The sequence below is a fragment of the Cylindrospermum sp. FACHB-282 genome (assembly GCF_014697195.1).
GTDB lineage: Bacteria > Cyanobacteriota > Cyanobacteriia > Cyanobacteriales > Nostocaceae > Cylindrospermum.
Genome location: NZ_JACJRJ010000001.1, coordinates 203,523 through 225,891, shown reverse-complemented (window position 1 = coordinate 225,891; position 22,369 = coordinate 203,523). Strand labels below are relative to the sequence as shown.

Sequence of the window (22,369 nt, the reverse complement as noted above, 5' to 3'; positions counted from 1 at the left end):
GGAGGAAATACGACAAGACAACCAAAGTTGCCATCACAAAATCGGGGTGGAGGGGTAGAGGAGTAGTACCCAATCCTTCCCTGTATGCCGGGAATTGCCTACGCTACTCCGTGCAATGTTAACAGCCAGTGTTGTCTAGGAGATACCTACTTACGCGAATAAATCTATTTAATCCCCCAGTGCTAGAAGCTCAGACTGGTGGAAGCGTCTGTAGGTAGGTCTTGAACACTTGCCGTTAACGTAGTCTGTGAATAGACTTAGCCTGGTCAACTACCAACTAGGGTGTGGGCTGGAACAGCCCATCGACTTCTAGTCGTGGGTCGTTGACTTTTACTAGTTTTTACTCGCTGATAGCTAAATCTATCAGGTTTCTGCACCCTCGCAATCATCATTCTGAATGAGATATCGAGAGTTGAGCATGGGGAGATGGCAAGATGGAGCTAATTCTCAGCAATTTTCACTCAGCACTCAGGACTCAAGACTTTGGAATCCGGTACTGTTGGGCAATGTAGTAAAACAAACGGTAGTAATCTTGAAATTCTTGACTGTTGCTTTGCCCGTGCCAGTAGTATTTCATTTCACCCTGAGTTATTGTCAGTGTCATTGAACTTACTGTTTGTCCAACTTCTACAACCAATACCCCAAAAATTCCTTGAACGGTTTGAAAGTTATAGTTGGTCTTTTTGATCGCCTTCTGGTCTTCGCTACTCGATGCTGGTAACTGATAACCCGCCCACCCCCGAATCTCTACAGAGTCGTTGCGTGGTGAAACAAAGGTAATCCCATCATTATTTACTGGGGTTGCCAGAGAAGTCCAGTTGCGGGGATATGGAAATTCAAAGCCATAACGGGAATTGCTGTAAGTCTTCCAGGTGAGGTCAGTAGTTTTGAAACTAGATGTACTACATCCCCATAAGGCGATCGCACTAGCAATACTAGAGGTGATGGCGAAAGCATAAATTCTCCGCCCCAAATTATAGGTTTTAACCCCATCTGTCGTCATTATTACACCTTTTGCCAAAGCCACTGACTATGAAGTAGCCCCAAAGAGCAAGAATCAGCGTTCCCTGTTTGGATACCTCCACAGGCATCGCTTGCGGGCTGTATTATGTAGCGAGTATTACAAACAAAAACTTGATCAACTTCCATCCCCATTTGGATCATTTCAGATATCGGTGTTCTGATCAAGACTGGCACAGCTTGTTTCTCTTCCACTGTTGACCACAAAGTTTTTTCCCCAAGGTAAAAACCTATCCAAAATTGGTCAGCCAACACTAAAGGGCGGCTTATATAATCTCGCTTTCACCCTTGGAAAAAACCTGGACAAAATTGGCGGTTCCAACCCACCGAAGGCGGCTTATATAATCTCGTTTTCACACAAAATCTTGGGTGATGCCGCGCTGCGTACCGAGTTGACGCATCTAATGAGTAGATTTTGGCTCAGGAACCGCCAATGAAAGGATAACTTTAATGAAACCCCCAAAAACTTTCCGCCCAGATGACCAAAATAGCAGTCCAGACAATATTGTGAATAAATGTAACAAAATAGCCAGCAAAACGTTTTGCCGTCTTGACAACAAATCAAGGAGTCGATAATGTAGTTACATACCCGGGTAAGACCGTTAAAGAGTTATATGCAAACGAAGCAAAAGGTCACTTTGTATTTGTCGCCGGAACTGCACAAAAAATTGAAAATTCGTTCAGCAGTCGATTCCGAACCAATGTCCGAACTAGCGGAACGTGCCCTGTTTTTCTACCTGACAAATTCAGAATTGGTTGAGGAAGTGGAAGCTTCTTCTTATGGTCGAACTCATAGAGTTTATTCCTGTCCCACTTGTGACAGTTCACTGATCTTGCGAGATGGGGAATTGCTGACTCTGGGTAACCAACCAGCAATAATTGGTCAAGAATCTCTTCCCATTGATGAGATGGAACAAAACGAAACCCATCCCAAGGGTGAAGAAGAATTAGTTGCTTGCTAGATAGGAATTATGAATAACTCATAGTTCGGTTGTCTTTACCAAAAGCAATGGCTGTACTGTCTCTTATAAGGTCTCGTGTAGGTCGATAGATATGAAAGAAGAGCTCAATATACTCATTCAAGCTCAATACCCTCTAATCTACCTTGTGACCTCCGAGGAAGAGCGGGCTGAGCAGGCAATTTCAACAATCGCTCAATTATTAAAGCCCCAACGCCGAGTATATATTTGGACAGTTACTCACGGCATAGTGGAGTACGGTCAACCTCGGAACGTTACTCAACACAACACTGTGTCTCCGGAGGCGGCGATTGAGTGGATCATCAGGCAGAAAGAACCCAGTATATTTATTCTTAAAGATTTACATCCATTTATTGATGCGCCGCCCACAACCAGATCGCTGCGGGATGCGATCGCCAGTTTCAAGGGAATGCAAAAAAACATCATCTTGATGTCACCAATGCAGCAAGTTCCCATCGAACTGGAAAAAGAAGTTGTCGTCCTCGACTTTCAACTACCAGACATGGCTGAGTTGAACAAAGTTTTAACCCAGCATCTAGAGCAAAATCGTGGTCGGCGACTAACTACAGAGGCGCGAGAAAAGCTTCTCAGAGCAGCTTTGGGCCTAACTAAAGATGAAGCTGAAAAAGTATACCGTAAGGCGCAGGTAACTACAGGGCGGCTGACGGAAGATGAAGTAGATATAGTTTTATCTGAGAAGAAGCAGCTAATTCGGCGCAATGGCATCCTAGAGTACATCGAAGAAGATGAAACCATTGAAGCTGTAGGCGGCTTAGAAGAGTTAAAAAAATGGCTCAAGCAACGCTCCAACGCCTTTACAGAAAAAGCGCGGGAGTACGGTTTGCCTCAACCAAAGGGAATGCTGATTCTCGGAGTTCCCGGTTGTGGTAAGTCGCTAATTGCCAAAACTACTTCCCGGCTGTGGGGTTTACCAATCCTGCGCTTGGATATGGGGCGAGTTTACGACGGCTCAATGGTGGGTCGAAGTGAAGCAAATCTGCGGAACGCCCTAAAAACAGCAGAATCAATTTCGCCAACGATTCTGTTTATCGATGAGTTAGACAAATCCTTTGCTGGTAGTGCTGGTTCCGGCGACTCAGATGGCGGAACTTCCAGTAGGATATTTGGTTCTTTCCTCACATGGATGCAAGAGAAGAAATCTCCAGTATTTGTAATGGCTACCGCTAACCGCGTAGAGCGATTACCTGGGGAGTTTTTGAGGAAAGGTCGGTTTGACGAAATCTTCTTTGTGGATCTGCCGACTCCAGAAGAACGGCAAGATATTTACAACATCCACCTGACCAAGCGGCGGGAAGACATTGCTAGATTTGATCTTGAGCAATTAGCAAAAATGTCTGACGGCTTTTCTGGGGCAGAAATTGAACAAGCGATCGTTGCGGCAATGTATGAAGCTTTTGCCCAAGAAAGGGAGTTCACCCAATTAGATATTATCGCTGCACTGAAGGCGACTCTGCCACTGTCTCGCACGATGCAAGAACAGGTCACAGCTCTCAGAGACTGGGCCAGACAGCGCGCACGACCCGCCGCAGCCTCCGTTGCTGAATATCAGCGAATGGAGTTTTAAAAGCTTTCCTCTGCTAATCCCAGAGGGGAAAGGCTAGCTGACCAGGCTAGCAGTTTTGAAAAAAAGCCGCCCCCGTTAAGCGCGGCTTCGCCGAAAAGAAACCGTTGTCGTTTTTCTCACTCTTCTCTTTTGGAGGAAACCCACATGTCTCATTTTAGCACCCTGCGTACCAAAATCACCGATGCCGAAATCCTCAAAGCTTCTTTGCGCGACTTAGGTATTAGCGTAAAGACTGAAGCAGATGTCCGTGGTTATAACGGTCAGCGCGTACGTTCCGACATCGTTGCTACATTGGAAGGCGAATACGATTTAGGTTGGTCTCGCAACAGCGATGGTTCTTTTGACCTCATTGCTGACCTGTGGGGCGTTGCTAAAAAGCACAACCAAACCGAGTTGATTAACTCCATCAACCAAAAGTATGCCGTTAACAAAACTTTGGCTGAAGTAAAACAACGCGGCCTGCAAAACGCCAATGTCAAGTTGGTACTGCAATAATAATTTCTCTGCGCGTTCCCAAAGCTCGACGGGCTAACCATTTAATCAGCGGTTAGCCCGCTTTTTTATGGGTAAATTTTCTAAATTCAGACTTGACACAACAAAAAGATTGTGTTAAAATTCAACTATTATCATTATCATCTTCAAAACAAGGAATGCCTATGTCTACTCTAGTTAACAAAACAAGGATAATTAATAATGCTGCCAAAGTTCGATCAAAATGGAAATTTACCTGCTGGTATTCATGTTTCTACCTGGGAAGAAATCAAAGATGTTCTAGCTTTCAATGAGCGTCGTCAAACGCTTTTAGACGGAATAAAAAGAGCTAGTCAAGTATTACGAGAAGCTGGGTGTAGGCGTATTTATATCTGTGGGAGTTTTGTGAGCAGGAAAACATATCCAAACGATTTTGATGTTTGTTGGGAGGATGAAAAAGTAGATTTTGAGATACTAAATACATTAGATATAAACCTATTGGATGCTGGTAGAAATAAGAGATTAGCACAAAAGAATAATTATGGTGGCGAACTTTTCCCAGCTTCAACTTATGCGGATGATTATGGTACTTTTTTGGATTTTCTTCAACAAGATAATAACGGTAATCTTAGAGGTGTAATTGCAGTAGACTTATAGAGTGATAATAACTTGCTTGGCATTGCTTAATTGTGAGCAATGCTCCAACCAAAACAGAGACAGATTTTAGGAGATTTTAGGATGATTTTAAATGAACGTCAATACATGATTACTAAGGCACAAATCAAAAAGTTTGAATTGGCAATAGCAAATATAAAAAATACTCCACCACCAGAAGATAAAAATCAAAAATTACGATATCAATCACATTTAGAATCATTGAATGGTCAATTAGAAGAACTGCGTGAACAAGTTGAAGAATATCAAAATCTGAAAGAAAGGAAAATAGATAGATTAGAATGTAGTTCTTTAGAAGAATTGCCAGAAGCACTTATTAAAGCACGGATTTTTCGTGGTTTAACTCAAGAACAATTAGCTGAACGTTTAAGCGTTAAGGAACAACAGGTACAACGTGATGAAGCTAATAAATATGCTAATTCTAGTTTCACAAAAATTTTAAAAGTTCAACGTGCTTTGAATATTGAGATTCGAGAGGAAGTAATTTTTAAATAACTTCCTGAGTTTTTGTATCTTGTTAAGGTGTTTTTCATTTCTGCTTATACACCAAGAAGCAAAGGCACGATTATGAGTGTCTAGAAGATACATCAAAATTCAGCTTCGGTTCGGGTATAGTAAACAAGCTGAAGACATTTCTCGAAGTCGTCACCTTGCCAAGTTCCAGCAAATTTTAGCAAATCTTTAGCTTTAGAGCCACGTAATATCGGTTCTCCATGTTTTACAGGAACACTGCTTGATTTAATAGCAGAAGCATTTATTTTGGTTTTGAGATATTCGAGATAGTCGAGGGTTTGTTCCAGAATCGGTTCTGGAGTATTTTCCATGGCCGCAATTAGTTGTTCCTTAATAGTAGTCATGAGGGGTACTGGAGGGACTATGGAAATAAAAACTTTCTGGCAGTAATATGTAGTAATTATTAAAAATCAACCCACACCTAAGTTACTGTTCAAACTGTCAAGAATTCCATCATGGAATTTGTTGACCGAAGACAAAATTCCATTCTCTTTATCGTTAAGCAGTGACTCCTTAACCTCGTTCAAATAATTTTCTAGGTTTGCTCGCAGAATCGGCCTTTCTACTTGAACAGTATGATAATGATCCCAGACATCCCAAACAAGAATACCCAAACCTGCAATTGGATTTAATAACTCTAATCCTAGAAGACCAACTGCCATTTCGCCAGTTCCCTCAGCAGCAGCTTTGGCTGCTGTTTTGGTCGCTAACTTAGTGACAGCTTTAGAAGTTGCTTTACTCACTGTAGTTGTGACAACTTTCTTCGTACCAATAACACCAACAGCCTTTATCATTGCAGTAGTAGCTAGATAGCCTGTACCCCGTGAAATGCCCCTAAGTGTTAGATTCTGCTGCTGTCCCCCACTACTGTAAGTTATACTACCTAAACCTTCGAGAAATCTTTCCCAGGTAGGTTGTGGAATATTGTATGCGCTTTGAACTCCAGCTAAATTACGATTTGTTTCAGAAACATATGTATCAACTGCTTGTCGTGTAAAACGTTCCATTTCCAGTTGCATTAATGATGGTTGGAAAACTTGTTTAGCAAATTCTTGTTGAAAACTGCCAATTAGTTTTTCGGCTTTTTCTTCTTCTGAAATAGAGTATAAATTTATCCAAATAGCTTTTGCTCCAATGCCTAGCTGATTGAAGTAGTTGTAGTACCAATCTAGAAATGGATGATCTACTCGGTGCATCACCTCATTTTTCCACTGTTCTAAATTATTGGCAGCAGATTCTCTAGCAACGACTAATGCTTTACTAAGAGCAGATGCAACATCACCAGAAATTTGATATTGCTTTTGTTCAGGAATGGTTATATTTACTGTAGTTGGATTGATTTTTTGCTTAATTTGGTTAGTAGAAAAATTGCCCCAAAAGTGAATAATAATTATCAAAACCACAGCAATCCAGATAAATTTTGATATAGACTTAATTAATTCACTGCAAGCACGAATCCTGTCTATTTTTTGAGTATCAATTACATTATTAACATTTTCAGAGGGTTGTTCAGACATAGTTATATCCAGGTGTAATTTATTTCCCTTAGCAATAGGACAAAATCTAGTTATAAAATGTTTAATTGATACCAATTATCATTAAGAATACATTTAATAAATCCAACATATTTGACGTTGTAAACCATGCAGAGGCATTGCGATAAATGTCTCTAAAATTTAAATATTAAGTGCGAATTTGTCAAGGTTTGGCCTAATAAATATTTGAGCTAAGAAATCGTTTTCAGATAATCTTTTATCTTCAATTTTAGATCACCCGAAATTGGATATGATTCAACTTCGCGTTCTATGTCAGATTTAGACTTACCTTTTTTTCTCAGTTCTTCTACAGTCGCTTTAAAAATTCTTTCAAAACCGTATTCTGCCAATCCTTTTGATATCAAGCCAAGAATCCCAAGTACAGCAATTCCTCCAAGCATCCCAAAAGGTCCGCCAAGGAAAGCTAACGCTGCTGTTATTGCCGCAGCACCTGCCCACCCTGTAAATGCCATAGCTACAACTAATACAAGTCCAGGCACACCTAACGCAGCTATTTTATCTACTATCTGATCCATATTTATTCTAAAATCTATTTAAGTACGAGTAATCAACATTATAATATGTCTTATATTTGCCTAACAGTAGTATAAATACGTATTTAGTCAAAAAAATTAATATTACTTCTTAAAAGATTAGTGCTAAAGCATTACCAGAACCTAGAATGCTAACGACAAAACTGTTGCATATTGCCTAGTTCAGTGTGGCGATCACACTGATATAACCACTAGACAATATGCAATTTAAATGTCCAACAGGTTATTAATTTACGTCTATTAAGAAAATTTTTGGATGAAAATAATACAGCAATATTAACATCTAGACTATTAAATTATTATTGAACAACAATATCTCTGACTTCTTTAAGAAGTTGGGGCTTTTCTTTTTAATAAATCTAGATTTGTGTTTTTCATTACTTCACGAGTTATTTCTTCAGATATAAAATGTGTTTCTAACAGTTCGTAACAACAGGCAGATATATTTTTTAATGATTGTGTAGCTAAAGTTTCAAAACTAACTTAATTCTCCGGGCTATTTTTCACCATCATAGGTATTTATATGACTTACAATTCAGATGAAATGCAACGGATTCTCCAAATTGCTTTTGCTCGTAAGCAGCAGGGAGAAGTTTCACGGGAGCAAATTATAGAGATAGCATCAGAATTGGGTGTTTCGGCTGCATCGCTGCAAGCTGCTGAACAAGAATGGTTGATACAGGAAGTAGAAGGCAAAAAGCGGCAGATGTTTAACGCCCAACGACGCAGGGAGTTAAAATCACACGTGGTTTCTTTTATTGGGGTAAATGGGTTTTTGATTTTGTTAAATCTGTTCACAAGCCCTTCTTATTTCTGGGCAATTTTTCCGCTATTGGCTTGGGGATTAGGTTTGTTCTTGCATTGTATGAAGGCTTATAAGACTACAGGGGAATCATACGAACATGATTTCCAGGAATGGTGTAAGGGACTGCCAAAAAAATAAATTATATTGTGTTGGTGCAATTACCCAGAAAACCCGGAACCCCACCCCTAAAACCTCTACCACGGGAGAGAGGGGAGTTAAAAGGCACTTTTGATGGTGTGGGGTTCTTTGCCTATGGCACGCTCCGCGAACGTGAATCATGAGTAATCAATCGGATGTGATAAGTAGGTAGACATAATTAAATGTTAGTAAAATAAAAATTTTGTTTGTAGTGAGCGATTTTTCTGTTTGGGCAAGCAGTTCAAGGACTAAAGTCCTTACTACGAGCTTTCTTTTAATTTAATTTCTCTACTTATTACCCAATATTAATTAAAAAAAATTTTAGGGGTGGTTTCTTAACCGCCCCTGTATTCCCCTGAAATTTAGAATTTACGTGCGATACCCTTATTGGGAAGTTTATTTACTCTGAAATATTAACTAAACTATCAACCTGGGAAGAAGCTAAGGTTGGTGCTGTAGAAACACGCGAATAGACACTTGTTGGTTCTTGGTGAGCAACAACTGGGAGAACTTGACGGGCATGAGCCGCTAGTTCTACTGTTTTTACATCATAAGTCTGCGTTGCTAATTTGGGATAGAAGCCGATACCGATGATGGGAAGCAACAAACAAGCGGTGATAAACAATTCGCGGGGCTTAATATCAGAGATGGCTGCATCTAGATGTAACTCTTCGCTTTGGTTGCCGTAGAAAACTTGACGCAACATCGAGAGGAGATAAATCGGTGTGAGAATGACGCCAACCGCTGACAGGAAGATGACTACAATTTTGAAGCTGGAACTGTAAACATCACTGCTGGCGATTCCGAGGAATACCATCAATTCTCCAACAAAGCCGCTCATGCCTGGTAAGGCAAGAGAAGCCATTGAAGCAATTGTAAACAGAGCGAAGGTTCTGGGCATTACTTTGGCCATGCCGCCCATTTTATCCATTATCAAGGTGTGGGTACGTTCGTAGGTGACACCAGAGAGGAAGAATAAGCTAGCAGCAATCAAACCGTGGGAAACCATTTGTAGCACTGCGCCGCTGATGCCGATTTCTGTGTAGGAGGCAATCCCAATCAACACAAACCCCATGTGGGCAATTGAAGAGTAAGCCAAGCGGCGTTTGAGGTTGGTTTGGGCAAAGGCGCAGCAAGCACCGTAGACTATATTCACTACACCCAAGATTGCTAAGACTGGGGCAAAGGTGACATGGGCGTTGGGCAACATTTCGACGTTGAAGCGGATGAGGGCATAACCACCCATTTTCAGCAACACACCTGCCAAAATCATAGAACCGGGAGCAGATGCTTCACCGTGGGCGTCAGGTAACCAAGTGTGTAGAGGGAAAATTGGCAGTTTGACGCCGAAGGCAATTAAGAAACCTGCATAAACTAAGAGTTCAAAGGCTTTGGAATATTCTTTCATTCCCAAGGCTGTCATGTTGAAGGTGACAGTATCGCCAGAGAATGCCATTGCAAAACCGGCAACCAAGATAAATATAGATGCAGCGGCGGTGTAAATAATGAACTTGGTTGCTGCATAGCGGCGGTTTTGTCCTCCCCAGATGGAAATTAGCAGGTAAACCGGTACTAACTCGATTTCCCACATGAGGAAGAACAAGAGTAAATCTTGGGCGAGAAACACGCCTAACTGGGCGCTGTACATCACCAGCATTAACCCAAAAAATAATCGCGGCTTGTTGGTAACTTTCCAAGCCGCGAATACTGCGAGTGTGTTGATTAAGCCTGTCAGTAGTACTAGGGGCATCGACAAACCATCAACCCCTACAGCCCAATGCATTCCTAACTGTGGTACCCAAGGGTAGTTTTCGACAAATTGGAGTGCTGAGTTTTGGAAATCGTAGTTATGCCAAAAGGCATAAATCATGAGTGCAAAGTCTGCAAAAGCTACTCCCAGTCCGTACCAGCGTACAGTTTTGCCCTCTTTGTCGGGGATTAAGGGAATGGCTAGGGCAGCCACTAGGGGGAAAAGAATTATGGTTGTTAACCAGGGAACTTGAATAGCATTCATCACTGCTGACAATCGTTTTTCGGTTTCGCTTTTAATTACATTATATTAAGGAATCGTTACTTTTGTAAATATTTTTCTCTAGGAAGTTTTTATTTGGAGGCTAGATAGTAATAAATACTTATTAAATCCCTTGAGCATCTATTGTAAAAGTAAATTTTTGCAACGTCAATAAAAAAAACGGCGACTTATGTCACCGTTATCATTTATAATCTTTCGTTTATAGCACGGTCATTTATTGAATGTTACATTCACCTAAATTGGTTTAAACAATACGGTTGACAATAGTCCAAACTTCCCCATCTGAGCGGACATAGGGAACGGAGATTGTTTTAAAGCCGGTGATGAAAGGCTTGTAATAAACCTGCCAATATATGGGACTGAGATGATCGGCGCAAGCTTTCAGCAGGCGGATTTCGGCTGCAAGATCGGCCGCTAGTTGATTAATTCGCTCGGCATGAAGTTGAGCTATTCTTTTGGCTTCTTCTAGCTCCTGCTCTTGGGAAATTCGTCTTGACTCTATTTTCCAACGGGCTAACTCGGCTTGTTTGTAATTTAGCTGAAATTCTAGGGCGGCGATCGCATTATCTATGCCTTGGAGTTCAGCAGACAGTTGGGGATTTTCTCTAGCATGGCGGCGATAAGCCTCAACTATGGCGCGGGGTGAATGATGCTCTCCAGATTTGACATTATTAATAGTGAGGGCAGCACGTTCTTGCTGGAGTGCTTGAATTTGAGAATGCAGCGCCACTATTTCTGCTTGAATTTGCTCCATAAATTGACTGCTGAGTGCTGAGGTAAGAGTTTCTGAGTTTACGATATATTGGCGCCTTGGGTATCGAGAGAGAGCGATCGCACAATTGAGGTAATTCCCTCTTGCTTCCAAGCATCTGCCATCGCCGTTTCTACTGCTTTGGCTTGCAACCCATTAGTCAAAGCTAACAAAGTTGGCCCCGCACCACTAATCACCATGCCATAAGCACCAGCAGCGACAGCAGCTGCATTCACAGCATCATAACCAGGAATTAAAGCTTGGCGATAAGGCTGATGCAACTTATCTTGTAAAGCTGCACTTAACCATTCTCCCTTACCAGTTTGCAAACCGCGCAATAATAATCCCAAATGTGCGGTGTTGAAAATCGCATCAGCACGACTGTATTCTGTGGGTAAGACTCGCCGCGCTTCCGAGGTGGAAAGTTCAAAATCAGGAATTGCGACTACTGGGATAATATTTTCATGCCAAGGAACATCGCAAATTTCCCAACCTGTGCTGCTGGTAGCGGCGAGACGACATCCGCCGATTAGGGCTGGTACTACATTATCAGGATGTCCTTCGATGGCGATCGCTAATTCCATCACCTGCAACTCAGACAAAGGTACACCAGCCAATTGATTAGCCGCAACCAACCCCCCAACAATTGCTGTCGCTGAACTACCCAAACCCCGCGCCAGAGGTACACCCATTTGAATCTCTATTTTCACTGCTGGCGGCGTCTGCTCTATATATTGATATAACCTGACAAACGCCTGATACAGCATATTACTTTCATCAGTTTGCACCCGTTCAGCTTCCGCACCTGTGACATGAATAATTAACCCACCTTCATCGAGGCGAGTAAACTTAAATTCGTTGTATAGTCCCAAAGCTGCACCAATGCAATCAAAACCAGGCCCCAAATTAGCAGTGGTGGCGGGAACGGTAACAGTGACAGTAGAAACCAGAGACATTTGCAAATACTCACCAATCTATCAACTAGCATCTCATGTATTGGGGATACTATAGCGATAAGATGCTCACGAGTTTTGTTATAGTACAGATACACTACAAAAATCAAAGCTTCTAAAAAGAAGAATTTGCAGAGTTTGTAATTTACAAGGTTATGTAATATGTCTAGTACACACACCGGCATTGAGTGGACAGATAAAACCTGGAACCCAACAACTGGTTGTAATAAGGTTAGCCCTGGTTGTTTGCATTGTTACGCAGAAGCTCTGACTAAACGGTTTCCTAATAATTTCAAAAATGGATTTGACTTAACTTTGCATCCAGAAAGGTTAGCAGAGCCTTTAAAGTGGCGTACTCCAAGTAGAATATTTGTGAATTCAATGAGCGACCTTTTTCACGAAGATGTACCTCTTGATTTTATTCAAAATGTATTTGAAGTGATACATAAAACGCCTTGTCATATATATCAAATATTAACAAAACGACCTGAAAGGCTACTTGAATTATCTTCTCATTTAGAATTTCATGAAAATATCTGGTTAGGTGTGTCAGTTGAAAATCAAAACTATGTTGAGCGTATTAACTATCTTCGTCAAGTTCCTGCGGCTGTCCGCTTTCTTTCATGTGAACCACTTTTAGGCGAATTAAATCTTGATTTAACAGATATTCATTGGGTTATTGTCGGTGGAGAGTCTGGACAAAAACATCGCCCTCTCAAAACTGAATGGGTAGAGGATATTCGTAACCAATGTCAAGAAGCAGAAGTTGCATTTTTCTTTAAGCAGATTGGTGGCAGAACTTCTAAGGCTGGAGGTAGGTTACTCGATGGTATAATATGGGAAGAAATGCCTGATGCTTGGAAGCAGCATCAAAGAAAATGGGGGAATACTCCAGTGAAATTAAAAGTAAAAAAACAAAATTTAGCAATCACTGCTTAGATGGAAATATAACTTTTACCGAATCTGCAAAGGTAATTTCACCTTTGTTCTTTTTTCGTTTATTAGCAGGTGGTTCTGCTGTAATCTTACCCTTAGCTTCAAGATTATTAAGAGCAGTTTTGTAATTCTTGCCAATATAACGCTTTCCAACGTGATGTTGATCGTAAACTTCTAGCATACTTATTGTTTGTCCTGCAAATTTATCCAATAGCATTTCTTCCAAGTCGTCAAGAGGACGATAAAAATCAAAAAGCAAGGGTTGTCTAAAAGTGGCTGGATTGTATTCAAAAGAAGGTACACCTTGATTCTCGTCAGAACTCTCTTTTGCCATTATGTCCTTCATGATTGTATAGCCTTTGACATTCTTACTCACAAATATCAAGTGGTGGCTAGTACGGCTACCATTTTCATGTTTGAAGCGAAAAGGAAGAACATACTCTCCACCCATTTCTTTTAGAGCTTCGCAGATTGCCTCTATAATTATTAATTCTCGTTCTTCTGGTTTAAGTGCGTTGTTCAATTGCTCACGCACTTTATCTGCTCGTATTTTTCCAAACAGCGGATTCATGTGTTTTTCAACAGATGCGTTACTTAAACCCATATTGATGCGATTGTAGTTAAAAAAGAAGAGGCAATCACACCCCCAGTTTTTTACAACTGAGTTAATAAGTTCTAGTGATAAGCCCTTATATCCCCACGGATCTACAAAAAATAATGTCGGAACTAACTTTAGTTCATTAAAACTTTTGACAATATTTTCTCCAACTTCATGATTGATTACTTGAGGCTTATATTTTAAATTCTCAATCCCAGGAATTAAATTTATAGCTTCTTGAAGAGAATTGACATTTTCTGCATCTACATCATTAAAAACTGTCACCAGCCTATTTTGCATATCTGGATTAGAAATTGCAGTCTCTAAAACTTTTATTGGTGTCGATTTTGCACCGTCTTTATATCTACCGGGCCCGGCAAAAAGGTCTATATAGGCAATTTTTGGATCAACGTTCCAACCTTTCCTTTCAGTATTTTTTAGATATCCAATTATTACATTTGCCCAAGCCCAAAAATATTTTTCAACAATCCTAGCTTTGATTAAGGATTGCTCTTTCTGTTCATCAAAGAAGGAAGTATTGCTCATACGCAACCTATTTATGTATACTCTAATATAGTAATTGTAGGTTGCGTAGAGTTTTTAGTCAAATCGATAACCTAAAAAAAGAGCGCTGTTTACGCACTTTCCCGCAAAATCAAGCTTACTTCAAAGTTCCCAAAACAGGCGTTACCTCAGCCTTTGGAACTTTAGGAACCAAGAATCCACTAGCATAGATGCGGGGATTTGTTTGGGCGACTACAGTATAAGATTGACGAACTTGAGCATTTATTGCCACAGTTTTGACATCGTACATCTGCATAGCCACTTTGGGGTAGAAACCGATGCCAATAATCATCACTAGAAAACAGGCAGCAATAAAGACTTCACGGGGCCTGGCATCACTATAAACTGTTTCAGTTGGTAGGAGGCAGTCTGTACCAAAACAAGCTGTTCCCTCATCTTCCAAATTTTCCGAGGCTACATTGTTAATGTCGCAGATTAGCGCTGCACCAGATCCGTAAAATACCTCTCGCAACATCGAAAGTAGATAGATTGGTGTGAGAATTACTCCCACAGCGGCGAGGAAAACTGTCACAGTGCAGAAGGTTGAACTATAGACATCGCTAGTTGTCAAACCGACAAAAACCGAGAGTTCACCGACGAAGCCACTCATACCAGGGAGAGCTAAAGACGCCATTGCACTGATTGTAAATAGGGCGAAAACTTTAGGCATTGCTTGACCAATACCGCCCATGTCTGCCATTACCATTGTACGGGAGCGATCGTAGGTTACGCCTGCTAAGAAGAATAACACCGATGCGATTAAACCGTGAGAGAGCATCTGCAACATCGCGCCGTTGATACCCAAATCGGTGAAAGACGCAATACCCAGCAGTACAAAACCCATGTGAGAAATTGACGAATAAGCCAAACGCCGCTTCATATTCGTCTGAGCAAAGGAGTTTAAGGCACCATAGATAATATTGACAACCCCCAAAATGGCCAGAACTGGTGCGAAGTAAATATGTGCATCAGAAAGCAGTTCAAGATTGAGGCGAATCAGCCCGTATCCACCCATCTTCAGCAGTACACCAGCTAGTATCATCGATACTGGAGAAGAGGCTTCACCGTGGGCGTCGGGTAACCAAGTATGCAGGGGAAAAATAGCTAGCTTGACACCAAAAGCAATCAGCAAACCGGCATATAGCAGCAGTTGTAGACCAAGGGGATATTCCTTCATGGCGAGGGCGGCTATATCAAAGCTCACATCGCCACCACCGTATAGACCCATTGCCAGAGCTGCTACCAATATAAATATAGAAGCTGCTGCGGTATACAGTAAAAATTTTGTAGCTGCGTAGCGGCGTTTTTGCCCACCCCAAATGCACACGAGTAGGTATACGGGAATCAGTTCCACTTCCCACATGATGAAAAACAGCAGCAAGTCTTGGGCGACAAACACCCCTACCTGTGCGGAATACAGCACCAGCATGAGGAAATAGAAGAGGCGGGGACGGCGATCAACTTGCCATGCTGAAAAAATCGAAAGTGTGGTAACAAATCCTGCTAGAAGCACAAGGGGGGCTGAAAGTCCATCAACTGATACTGCCCAGCTTAGACCTAACTGAGGCATCCAGGCATAATTTTCCACAAGTTGAAAACTAGCACTGCTGGCATCGTAATGATTCCAAAAGGCATAGCACATTAAGGCAAAGTCTGCAATACCTACACCCAGTGCATACCACCGAACGAGCTTGCCATCTTTATCAGGCAGCACAGGGATAAGCAGGGAAGCAATGAGTGGTAGCAAAACAATCGCGGTAAGCCAGGGAAATTGATCCGCTATCATGTATATAAGAAAAAATACTTATCTGTGAATGATGTCATTCTACTAAACTTTGTAACAATTTCTTTAGAATCTTTATTCCAGGTATACCCTCTGTGTAGTCTGCGCTTTACTCTGTATGCCTCTGCGTTGAAAAAATACCCCTTGCCACCGACAGACAGCAAGGGATGTGGGGTGTATATTAAAGGGCGGTAGGTGAAATTAACCTTACCGCTAGTGGGAATTACCCAGACTATAGTTTGCTAGAAATTCTGGAAATTAGCGATCGCCACTTTCATCTTCTCCAACACCTCATCTACAGGTATAGCGCCCAAATCTCCAGCAGCGCGAGTACGGATACTCAAGCTGTTGCTTTCCACTTCCTTAGCCCCCACCACAGCCATCACAGGTATTTTGTCTTTTTCCCCATTGCGAATTAGTTTACCCAAGCGATCGCCACTAGTGTCAACTTCCGCACGAATTCCCAAAGCTCTAAACTTCGCCGCCACATCCTTAGTAAAATCTAGCTGGTCTTCACCCACAGGCAGCAATCTAAATTGCACCGGTGCTAACCACAAAGGGAAATCACCCGCATACTCTTCAATTAAAATCCCAATCAACCGTTCCAGCGAACCAAAAGGCGCACGGTGAATCATTACCGGACGTTTGCGGGAACCATCTTCGGCAACATATTCCAACTCAAAGCGTTCAGGCAAATTGTAATCTACCTGTACCGTTCCCAGCTGCCACTCTCTTTCTAAAGCATCACTGAAGATAAAGTCTAACTTGGGGCCATAAAATGCCGCTTCCCCAATACCCTCAAAATATTCCATTCCTAACTTTTCCACAGCGCGGCGAATCGCACCTTCGGCTTTATCCCAAACTTCATCGGAACCGATATATTTATCACTAGTGCGATCGCGGAAACTGAGTCTAGCTTTAAAATTCTTCAGTTGCAAACTATTGAACACCGACAAAATTAAATCTACAACGCTGAGGAATTCGCTGTCTAATTGTTCTGGGGTGACGAAGAGGTGAGAATCATCCACAGTAAAACCGCGCACCCTTGTTAAACCGCCCAATTCCCCTGATTGTTCATAGCGGTAAACAGTGCCAAATTCCGCCAGCCGCATTGGGAGTTCCCGATAAGAACGCAATTCACTCTTATATAGTTGGATGTGGAAAGGGCAATTCATTGGCTTGAGAACAAAGCCCTGTTCTAAAGCTGCTGCTTCCTCATCCTCCGCCATTAAGGGAAACATATCTTCTTTGTATTTCTGCCAATGTCCAGAGGTTTTAAATAAATCCACTCTGGAAATATGGGGCGTTACCACAGGCAAATAACCGCGTTTGATCTGTTCCTGCTGGAGAAAATCTGTCAAGATACTCCGCAGCAAAGTACCTTTGGGCGTCCACAAAGGTAAACCCGGCCCCACTTGGTCAGAAAAGATAAATAATCCCAGTTCCTTACCCAGTTTGCGGTGATCTCGCCGTAGCGCTTCTTCTTTCCGCCGCTTGTACTCAGCCAATTGTTCTGGAGTTTCCCAAGCAGTAGCGTAGATGCGTTGTAATTGCGCCTTGGTTTCATCCCCACGCCAATAAGCACCAGCAACGCTTTCTAAATCAATGGCTTTGGGGTGAATTTCGCTGGTGTTTTCCAAATGGGGCCCAGCGCACAAATCCCACCATTCATTACCCAAATGGTAAATTGTGATTGGTTCGGATTTAATATCTCCCAGGATTTCTAACTTATAAGGTTCTTTAATTTCCTGAATTCGGCGTTCAGCTTCTTCTCGGCTAACTTCTTCCCGAATTACTGGCAGTTTGCGGTTGATAATTTTCACCATCTCTTTCTGGATGGCTTTTAGATCCTTGTCGCTAAATGGTTCTGGACTATCAAAGTCGTAGTAAAATCCGTTTTCAATCCAGGGGCCAATTGTAACTTGCGTCTTGGGAAACAGCTTTTGTACTGCCATCGCCATCACATGGGAAGCTGTATGGCGAATTTTTTTTAACTTCTCCGATTCGCTGGTACGCGGTAAGTAAATTTTTTCTGGTTGTTCTAACTTATTGGGAGCTTGATTAGGCGACATTGGCTGTTGAACCATTGGCGAAGTGATTACAAATGAAGTTCTGAAAAATATATCCCAGGAGGCAATAGCCCACTTGATGATGACGCCATCGCCAGAACCAGTGGATTCTCTTAATTTATAATAGCGGCCCAAGTTCAAACCAAGTTTCCCAAAGAAAAAGCATCCAGGAGTACTTTACCTGTGTATTCCCAGACTTTCCCATAGCCTCATTGATCATTTTTGATTGCCATCCGATCCCAGCTATGCCTTCGGATATATAAATACACCTCCAAAGGTAACTATACAAACCCTTTCACTAGCCCATATACTAAAAAAGTAGCATAAGCTACAAATATTTTTTAAAGACATATTCTGAGAAAAATGTTAAGAATAATAAATAATGTTAATCTTTAGTAAGAAAGTTTGAAGTATCTTCTCAATTTATGCGAGACTCTAATTTACCAGGGACTGAGTTGCTAAAAACAGTTTTGGAACCGCTGTTAGAAGATTTTCAATATTGGTTTACGCGATCGCGCGAAATGCTGGAAACTGAGCAACTCTCATTTATGAGTAACGAAGAGCAATCTGACTTGCTCTTGCGGATTAACCAAGCACAGGCGGAACTGACCACAGCAAAGGTGCTGTTTGCAGCAACTGGAGAACAAGTCGGTATTGATATGGCAACCTTAAAGCCTTGGCATCAATTGGTAACAGAATGCTGGAATGTAGCAAGGCGCTCCCGTGAAGCGCGAGAAGTCTGAATCTATCCGATCTATCTGTGGCAGACGAATGGGCAACAGCAAGACGAATATAAAGTCGAACAGATAGGAAAAAATCCTTAACATTATTTTTATTCACAAAATAATGTATCCCATGCTACGTTTATTTAAATAAAGGTTAACAAATCGCCCCATATAAATAGGCGCACAAAGAGTGCATAAAATATCTGCCTTAGCTGTGAATCACTAGATAACGGAAGAGAAGCGCTACAAAATAAGATTTTAAAACTTGCCGCCCCTGGAGGAAAATTCGATGTTACACCTACTTTACATTCTTGCTTTTACTATTCTTGCATTTATAGCTGTTGCTAATTTAATTCGCAACCTGGTGATGTTTAGTTTTGATCGTGAGCGGACTTATGCGACGAAACCTTCATCAATCGGCAACCAAGGCAACTTTGACTACTATGCATCAAAAAAAAGGTTTATACCCCATCCAGAGTTACTAGATAGCGCAGGTAATTTAATTAAAGAGCCGCTTTTGGTAATGCGTTCGATTAATGTAGAAGATGCTCGCCAACAGTTAGATGCTCTTTATGAAGCTTCCCCAGGTCAGAAAAGTGAGCGTCAAGAGGAAGCCTAATTCATCTGTCAGAATCAGGATTTTGAGGATTAAAGGATGAACAGGATTTAAAATGTATCTTCCTCCTGATTCTGTTTCTCCTCAAATCCTCAAATCTTGTAAATCCTGATTCTGACGTTCCTTATTTACGCTTCAATCACCACTCGGAGATTACCCCGTTTTTTAACGACGCGACAAGCAGTAGTGCTACCAGAACGCTCGAATTCTAAATCTAGAATGGTGGGGCCAACTCGCAAATTGTGTAATGACAGACGATTAATTGACTCTGGCAAAGCAGGATCGATAATTCGCAAGCAGTTATTTTGCGCGTCAGGCACCAAGTTGACGACCATTTGCAGCAGTTGGAAAATACTACCAGTAGCCCAAGCTTGGGGGGTACAGGCAACTGGATAATGCACAGGGGCGTTATCACCATTTAATTCATAGCCACAAAAGAGTTCTGGAGGACGCTGATAGGGCTGCTGATTAGTCATGTCGAATAAACCTTGGAAAAGTTCCAGGGCTTGATCGATTAGACCAAGCGATCGCAATCCGATAGCAATCAGGGAATTATCATGGGGCCAAACTGAACCAATGTGATATCCCATCGGATTGTAAGCAGGGGACAAACTGCTCAAGGTGCGAATCCCCCAACCATTAAACATATCTGGTGCTCGTAACCTTTCTGCCACGCTGTAGGCTTTTTCCGGTGTGAAAATGCCCAAATGCAGACAGTGACCGGGATTAGAGGTAATACTGTCTGCTTGATTTCCCTCTCCATCTAACGCTAGGGCGCAGAAGTCTTGATCTTCTATCCAAAAGTCTTTATTGAAACGAACCTTCAGTTCTCTGGCATCTTCTTGCCAGCGTTCTGCCAAATCAAGACGCTTCCTCATTCTGGCAATTTCTACAAGGCGAGTTTTTGCCGCATAAACATAAGCTTGCACTTCACAAAGGGCAATTGAACCGTGGGCGAGGTTGCCTCTAGCGTCTACAATACAGTCACCAGAGTCTTTCCAGCCTTGATTTGTCAGACCGCGTTTAGATCTACGGTAGTAGCTCAGATAACCAGTTTCTTTGGTATGGTGATCAATCCACTCCATTGCTGCTAAGGCATTGGGCCAAAGTTGCTCTATGGTTTCTTTATCATTAGTCCAAGCGTAGTACTCAGCATACAACATCAACCACAGGGGAGTGGCATCGACTGTGCCGTAGTAAGGTGTATGGGGAATTTCCTGACAACGAGCCATTTCCCCCAAGCGCAACTCATGCAAAATCTTGCCTGGTTCCTCTTCGCGCCATTCATCCTCAGTTTTTCCTTGAAATGCCGCCAGTAAAATCAAAGTTTCTTTGGCAATTTGCGGATTTAACATCAGGGTTTGGGAAGCTGTAATCAAGGAATCTCGCCCAAACAGCGTTGAAAACCAGGGTACTCCAGCCGAAACAGTCTTATACTTGCCAAAAGACTGGCGCAACAAATACATATCTTGTTCAGCTCGTTCAATCACTCGATTGAAAATACTTTTATCTGAGCTAATGCGTGTAATTTGTTGTACCCAGTGTTGCTCTTCCATCAACTCAGCAGCTTTTGCCTGTACTAAGGTGACAGCTGCATTCACAGTAGAACTGGACTTGTTGTTTGTCAGCATATTCACCCGGTAGCCCAGTTTCTGGGTTTCGTGAGAAGCCAACTCTAACTGCCAAACTGCTGTGTAACCCTTGAAATAGTCTGGTTGGCGATACTGGAATTGGATCCGGGATTCCATCACCAAGCCATCTAAACCTTGATAAGCCAGTGTTAGGGATTCTTCTCTAGAAGCTTGAACCTGGGGGAGTTTAGCGCCATCGACAAGAGTAGATGAAACATCCTCATGGGTGGATTCCAATAGTCGTAAAATTTTCCCCCGTTTTTCTCTGCCAAAACCTCGGACTTCAAATAAATCAACATAATCTGCATCAAAGCTGAGGCTGAGTTCAAAACTGACGGTTGTAGTGCTGAAGTTAGAGACTTCTAATTCTTCAAATAGGGCCCCATTGAGTACAAATTCCCGGCGAATCCCCACAGTATCCGCTTTCAGACGATCTTCGACTTTAGGATTAGTACACAAAACTGAGAGGGAGAAACCTTTTTCAGCGGTACTACTGAGGATAACAGGCGATCGCCCATCAATCTGCAACTCTAGGCGACTTAGAAACCGAGTATCACAGCAAAATAGTCCCATACTGGGGCTGCCATCATTGAGGGAACAACCAGAAATGTTCCCCATTGTGTCTGTCACCAAAAATAAATCATCATCTTTAACAGTCAGAGTTGGCTGTTGTCTCTCACTGACAACACAAGGCCATTCCGGGATAGGTAATTGTTCGGCGGGAATAAAAGTTTTTCCATCCAAGAAAATCTTTTCCGGTGTGATTAGTGTATCCGGTGTCATGGGCCAAAGTTCCGTGTACAGGTCTAAATTTGCGCGGTCGTATTCGGGTAAACAAAAGATAAGTCTGAGGTTCAGTCTCCATCCTAGTCACCTGGAGGGCGACTTGTGGGAGACATCAAAACTTCAGTAAAAAGATGTTCTCGATAAATCATTTGAGCCATTAACACCAAAACAATCCTCACACACTGCTTGTATCATGGCAGGCATCAAACTGACATTAGCAAATCCTATAAATGTATATGTTTTAAATCTGAAGTCAAGGCTGGAAATTGGGGATTTTTAGCTGATTTATTGGTTGCTGAACATTCAGCGATACTAGACATAGGGAATACTCAGCTTATTCAACTTTCTCCTTCGACTCAGCAGTAATTAGTTACACCAATCTGACTGACCTTGATTCACAAACCTTGATTGGCTTGATTTAGATGGAAACGAACTATAGACTGGAATATGTAGATATTTAGAAAATTAAGTAAAAAAATACTAACCTTTGACTGTAGCTGCCTAAATCCCGTGCTTCACTTTAGGTTAAGTATACCAGTTTCTTATAGAGGCTATAGAGGCTTAACTGCCAGAGATTACAAAAAAACAGACTATCCATTGAGCATTCTTTACATATCGCAACTTTCTGTTTAACTTGTGAGTCCGTTGT

21 protein-coding genes are annotated in these 22,369 nt (G+C 41.8%); 9 read left to right on the top strand and 12 right to left on the bottom strand.

The window, feature by feature from the left end:
- Positions 1-475 precede the first annotated feature (475 nt).
- Positions 476-1,003 (bottom strand): hypothetical protein, encoded by a 528-nt coding sequence (locus tag H6G32_RS00995; protein ID WP_190453470.1) that lies wholly within the window; start codon positions 1,001-1,003, stop codon positions 476-478.
- Positions 1,004-1,005: 2 nt separating this feature from the next.
- Positions 1,006-1,227 carry a hypothetical protein gene (locus H6G32_RS26505; protein ID WP_206757956.1) on the bottom strand — a complete coding sequence of 74 codons (222 nt, stop codon included), beginning with the start codon at positions 1,225-1,227 and terminating at the stop codon, positions 1,006-1,008.
- 407 nt (positions 1,228-1,634) lie between these two features.
- Here H6G32_RS26505 and H6G32_RS00990 point away from each other — a divergent pair, with 407 nt between their 5' ends.
- The 5 genes from H6G32_RS00990 (at position 1,635) to H6G32_RS00970 (ending at position 5,226) form a co-directional block, all read left to right on the top strand.
- Positions 1,635-1,982 carry a hypothetical protein gene (locus tag H6G32_RS00990; protein WP_190453467.1) on the top strand — a complete coding sequence of 116 codons (348 nt, stop codon included), beginning with the start codon at positions 1,635-1,637 and terminating at the stop codon, positions 1,980-1,982.
- A 91-nt stretch (positions 1,983-2,073) separates the two neighbouring features.
- Positions 2,074-3,585, top strand: coding sequence for a stress-responsive protein Ycf46 (gene ycf46, locus H6G32_RS00985; RefSeq protein ID WP_190453465.1), 1,512 nt, complete (start codon positions 2,074-2,076; stop codon positions 3,583-3,585).
- A gap of 144 nt (positions 3,586-3,729) precedes the next feature.
- On the top strand, positions 3,730-4,080 hold the full coding sequence (locus tag H6G32_RS00980; RefSeq protein WP_015208504.1) for a DUF1257 domain-containing protein: 351 nt from the start codon (positions 3,730-3,732) through the stop codon (positions 4,078-4,080).
- A gap of 198 nt (positions 4,081-4,278) precedes the next feature.
- Complete coding sequence (locus H6G32_RS00975) at positions 4,279-4,713, top strand: DUF6932 family protein (RefSeq protein ID WP_199327933.1); 435 nt, start codon at positions 4,279-4,281, stop codon at positions 4,711-4,713.
- Positions 4,714-4,752: 39 nt separating this feature from the next.
- The gene (locus H6G32_RS00970; protein ID WP_242046460.1) at positions 4,753-5,226 is read left to right on the top strand and encodes a helix-turn-helix transcriptional regulator; all 474 of its coding nucleotides are present in this window, start codon (positions 4,753-4,755) and stop codon (positions 5,224-5,226) included.
- A gap of 92 nt (positions 5,227-5,318) precedes the next feature.
- Here the strand turns inward: H6G32_RS00970 and H6G32_RS00965 are convergent, their stop codons facing one another.
- The 3 genes from H6G32_RS00965 to H6G32_RS00955 all read right to left on the bottom strand — a co-directional run bounded on the left by H6G32_RS00965 (position 5,319) and on the right by H6G32_RS00955 (position 7,315).
- Positions 5,319-5,588, bottom strand: coding sequence for a hypothetical protein (locus H6G32_RS00965; protein WP_190453460.1), 270 nt, complete (start codon positions 5,586-5,588; stop codon positions 5,319-5,321).
- A 66-nt stretch (positions 5,589-5,654) separates the two neighbouring features.
- Positions 5,655-6,836: a hypothetical protein gene (locus H6G32_RS00960; protein WP_190453458.1), complete on the bottom strand. Its 1,182-nt coding sequence runs from the start codon at positions 6,834-6,836 to the stop codon at positions 5,655-5,657.
- A gap of 134 nt (positions 6,837-6,970) precedes the next feature.
- Positions 6,971-7,315: a hypothetical protein gene (locus H6G32_RS00955; protein ID WP_190453453.1), complete on the bottom strand. Its 345-nt coding sequence runs from the start codon at positions 7,313-7,315 to the stop codon at positions 6,971-6,973.
- A 541-nt stretch (positions 7,316-7,856) separates the two neighbouring features.
- Here H6G32_RS00955 and H6G32_RS00950 point away from each other — a divergent pair.
- Positions 7,857-8,276 carry a 2TM domain-containing protein gene (locus tag H6G32_RS00950; RefSeq protein WP_190453451.1) on the top strand — a complete coding sequence of 140 codons (420 nt, stop codon included), beginning with the start codon at positions 7,857-7,859 and terminating at the stop codon, positions 8,274-8,276.
- Between the two features lie 400 nt (positions 8,277-8,676).
- On the opposite strand, the gene H6G32_RS00945 is transcribed toward H6G32_RS00950, so the two are convergent.
- From H6G32_RS00945 to thrB, 3 genes are all read right to left on the bottom strand, one after another.
- Positions 8,677-10,290, bottom strand: a complete 1,614-nt coding sequence (locus H6G32_RS00945) for an NAD(P)H-quinone oxidoreductase subunit 4 (protein ID WP_190453448.1) — start codon at positions 10,288-10,290, stop codon at positions 8,677-8,679.
- A 262-nt stretch (positions 10,291-10,552) separates the two neighbouring features.
- Entirely contained in the window at positions 10,553-11,062 is a 510-nt protein-coding gene (locus H6G32_RS00940) for a hypothetical protein (protein WP_190453445.1), read from the bottom strand.
- Between the two features lie 38 nt (positions 11,063-11,100).
- The gene (gene thrB / locus H6G32_RS00935) at positions 11,101-12,015 is read right to left on the bottom strand and encodes a homoserine kinase (RefSeq protein WP_190453440.1); all 915 of its coding nucleotides are present in this window, start codon (positions 12,013-12,015) and stop codon (positions 11,101-11,103) included.
- A 159-nt stretch (positions 12,016-12,174) separates the two neighbouring features.
- Here thrB and H6G32_RS00930 point away from each other — a divergent pair, with 159 nt between their 5' ends.
- Positions 12,175-12,951, top strand: a complete 777-nt coding sequence (locus H6G32_RS00930; protein WP_190453437.1) for a DUF5131 family protein — start codon at positions 12,175-12,177, stop codon at positions 12,949-12,951.
- On the opposite strand, the gene H6G32_RS00925 is transcribed toward H6G32_RS00930, so the two are convergent.
- From H6G32_RS00925 to thrS, 3 genes are all read right to left on the bottom strand, one after another.
- Positions 12,941-14,092 carry a three-Cys-motif partner protein TcmP gene (locus H6G32_RS00925; protein ID WP_190453435.1) on the bottom strand — a complete coding sequence of 384 codons (1,152 nt, stop codon included), beginning with the start codon at positions 14,090-14,092 and terminating at the stop codon, positions 12,941-12,943. The genes H6G32_RS00930 and H6G32_RS00925 overlap by 11 nt on opposite strands.
- A gap of 115 nt (positions 14,093-14,207) precedes the next feature.
- Positions 14,208-15,896, bottom strand: a complete 1,689-nt coding sequence (locus H6G32_RS00920) for an NAD(P)H-quinone oxidoreductase subunit 4 (protein WP_190453432.1) — start codon at positions 15,894-15,896, stop codon at positions 14,208-14,210.
- Between the two features lie 239 nt (positions 15,897-16,135).
- On the bottom strand, positions 16,136-17,980 hold the full coding sequence (thrS, locus tag H6G32_RS00915) for a threonine--tRNA ligase (protein WP_190453504.1): 1,845 nt from the start codon (positions 17,978-17,980) through the stop codon (positions 16,136-16,138).
- A 407-nt stretch (positions 17,981-18,387) separates the two neighbouring features.
- On the opposite strand from thrS, the gene H6G32_RS00910 reads away from it, so the two are divergent.
- Positions 18,388-18,705, top strand: a complete 318-nt coding sequence (locus H6G32_RS00910; RefSeq protein WP_190453429.1) for a DUF2605 domain-containing protein — start codon at positions 18,388-18,390, stop codon at positions 18,703-18,705.
- A gap of 271 nt (positions 18,706-18,976) precedes the next feature.
- Positions 18,977-19,306 (top strand): DUF2973 domain-containing protein, encoded by a 330-nt coding sequence (locus H6G32_RS00905; protein ID WP_190453426.1) that lies wholly within the window; start codon positions 18,977-18,979, stop codon positions 19,304-19,306.
- 125 nt (positions 19,307-19,431) lie between these two features.
- Here H6G32_RS00905 and H6G32_RS00900 read toward each other — a convergent pair whose 3' ends face one another.
- A complete protein-coding gene (locus H6G32_RS00900) occupies positions 19,432-21,717 on the bottom strand; it encodes an amylo-alpha-1,6-glucosidase (RefSeq protein WP_190453424.1) in 2,286 nt (761 codons plus the stop codon).
- Positions 21,718-22,369: the final 652 nt, after the last annotated feature.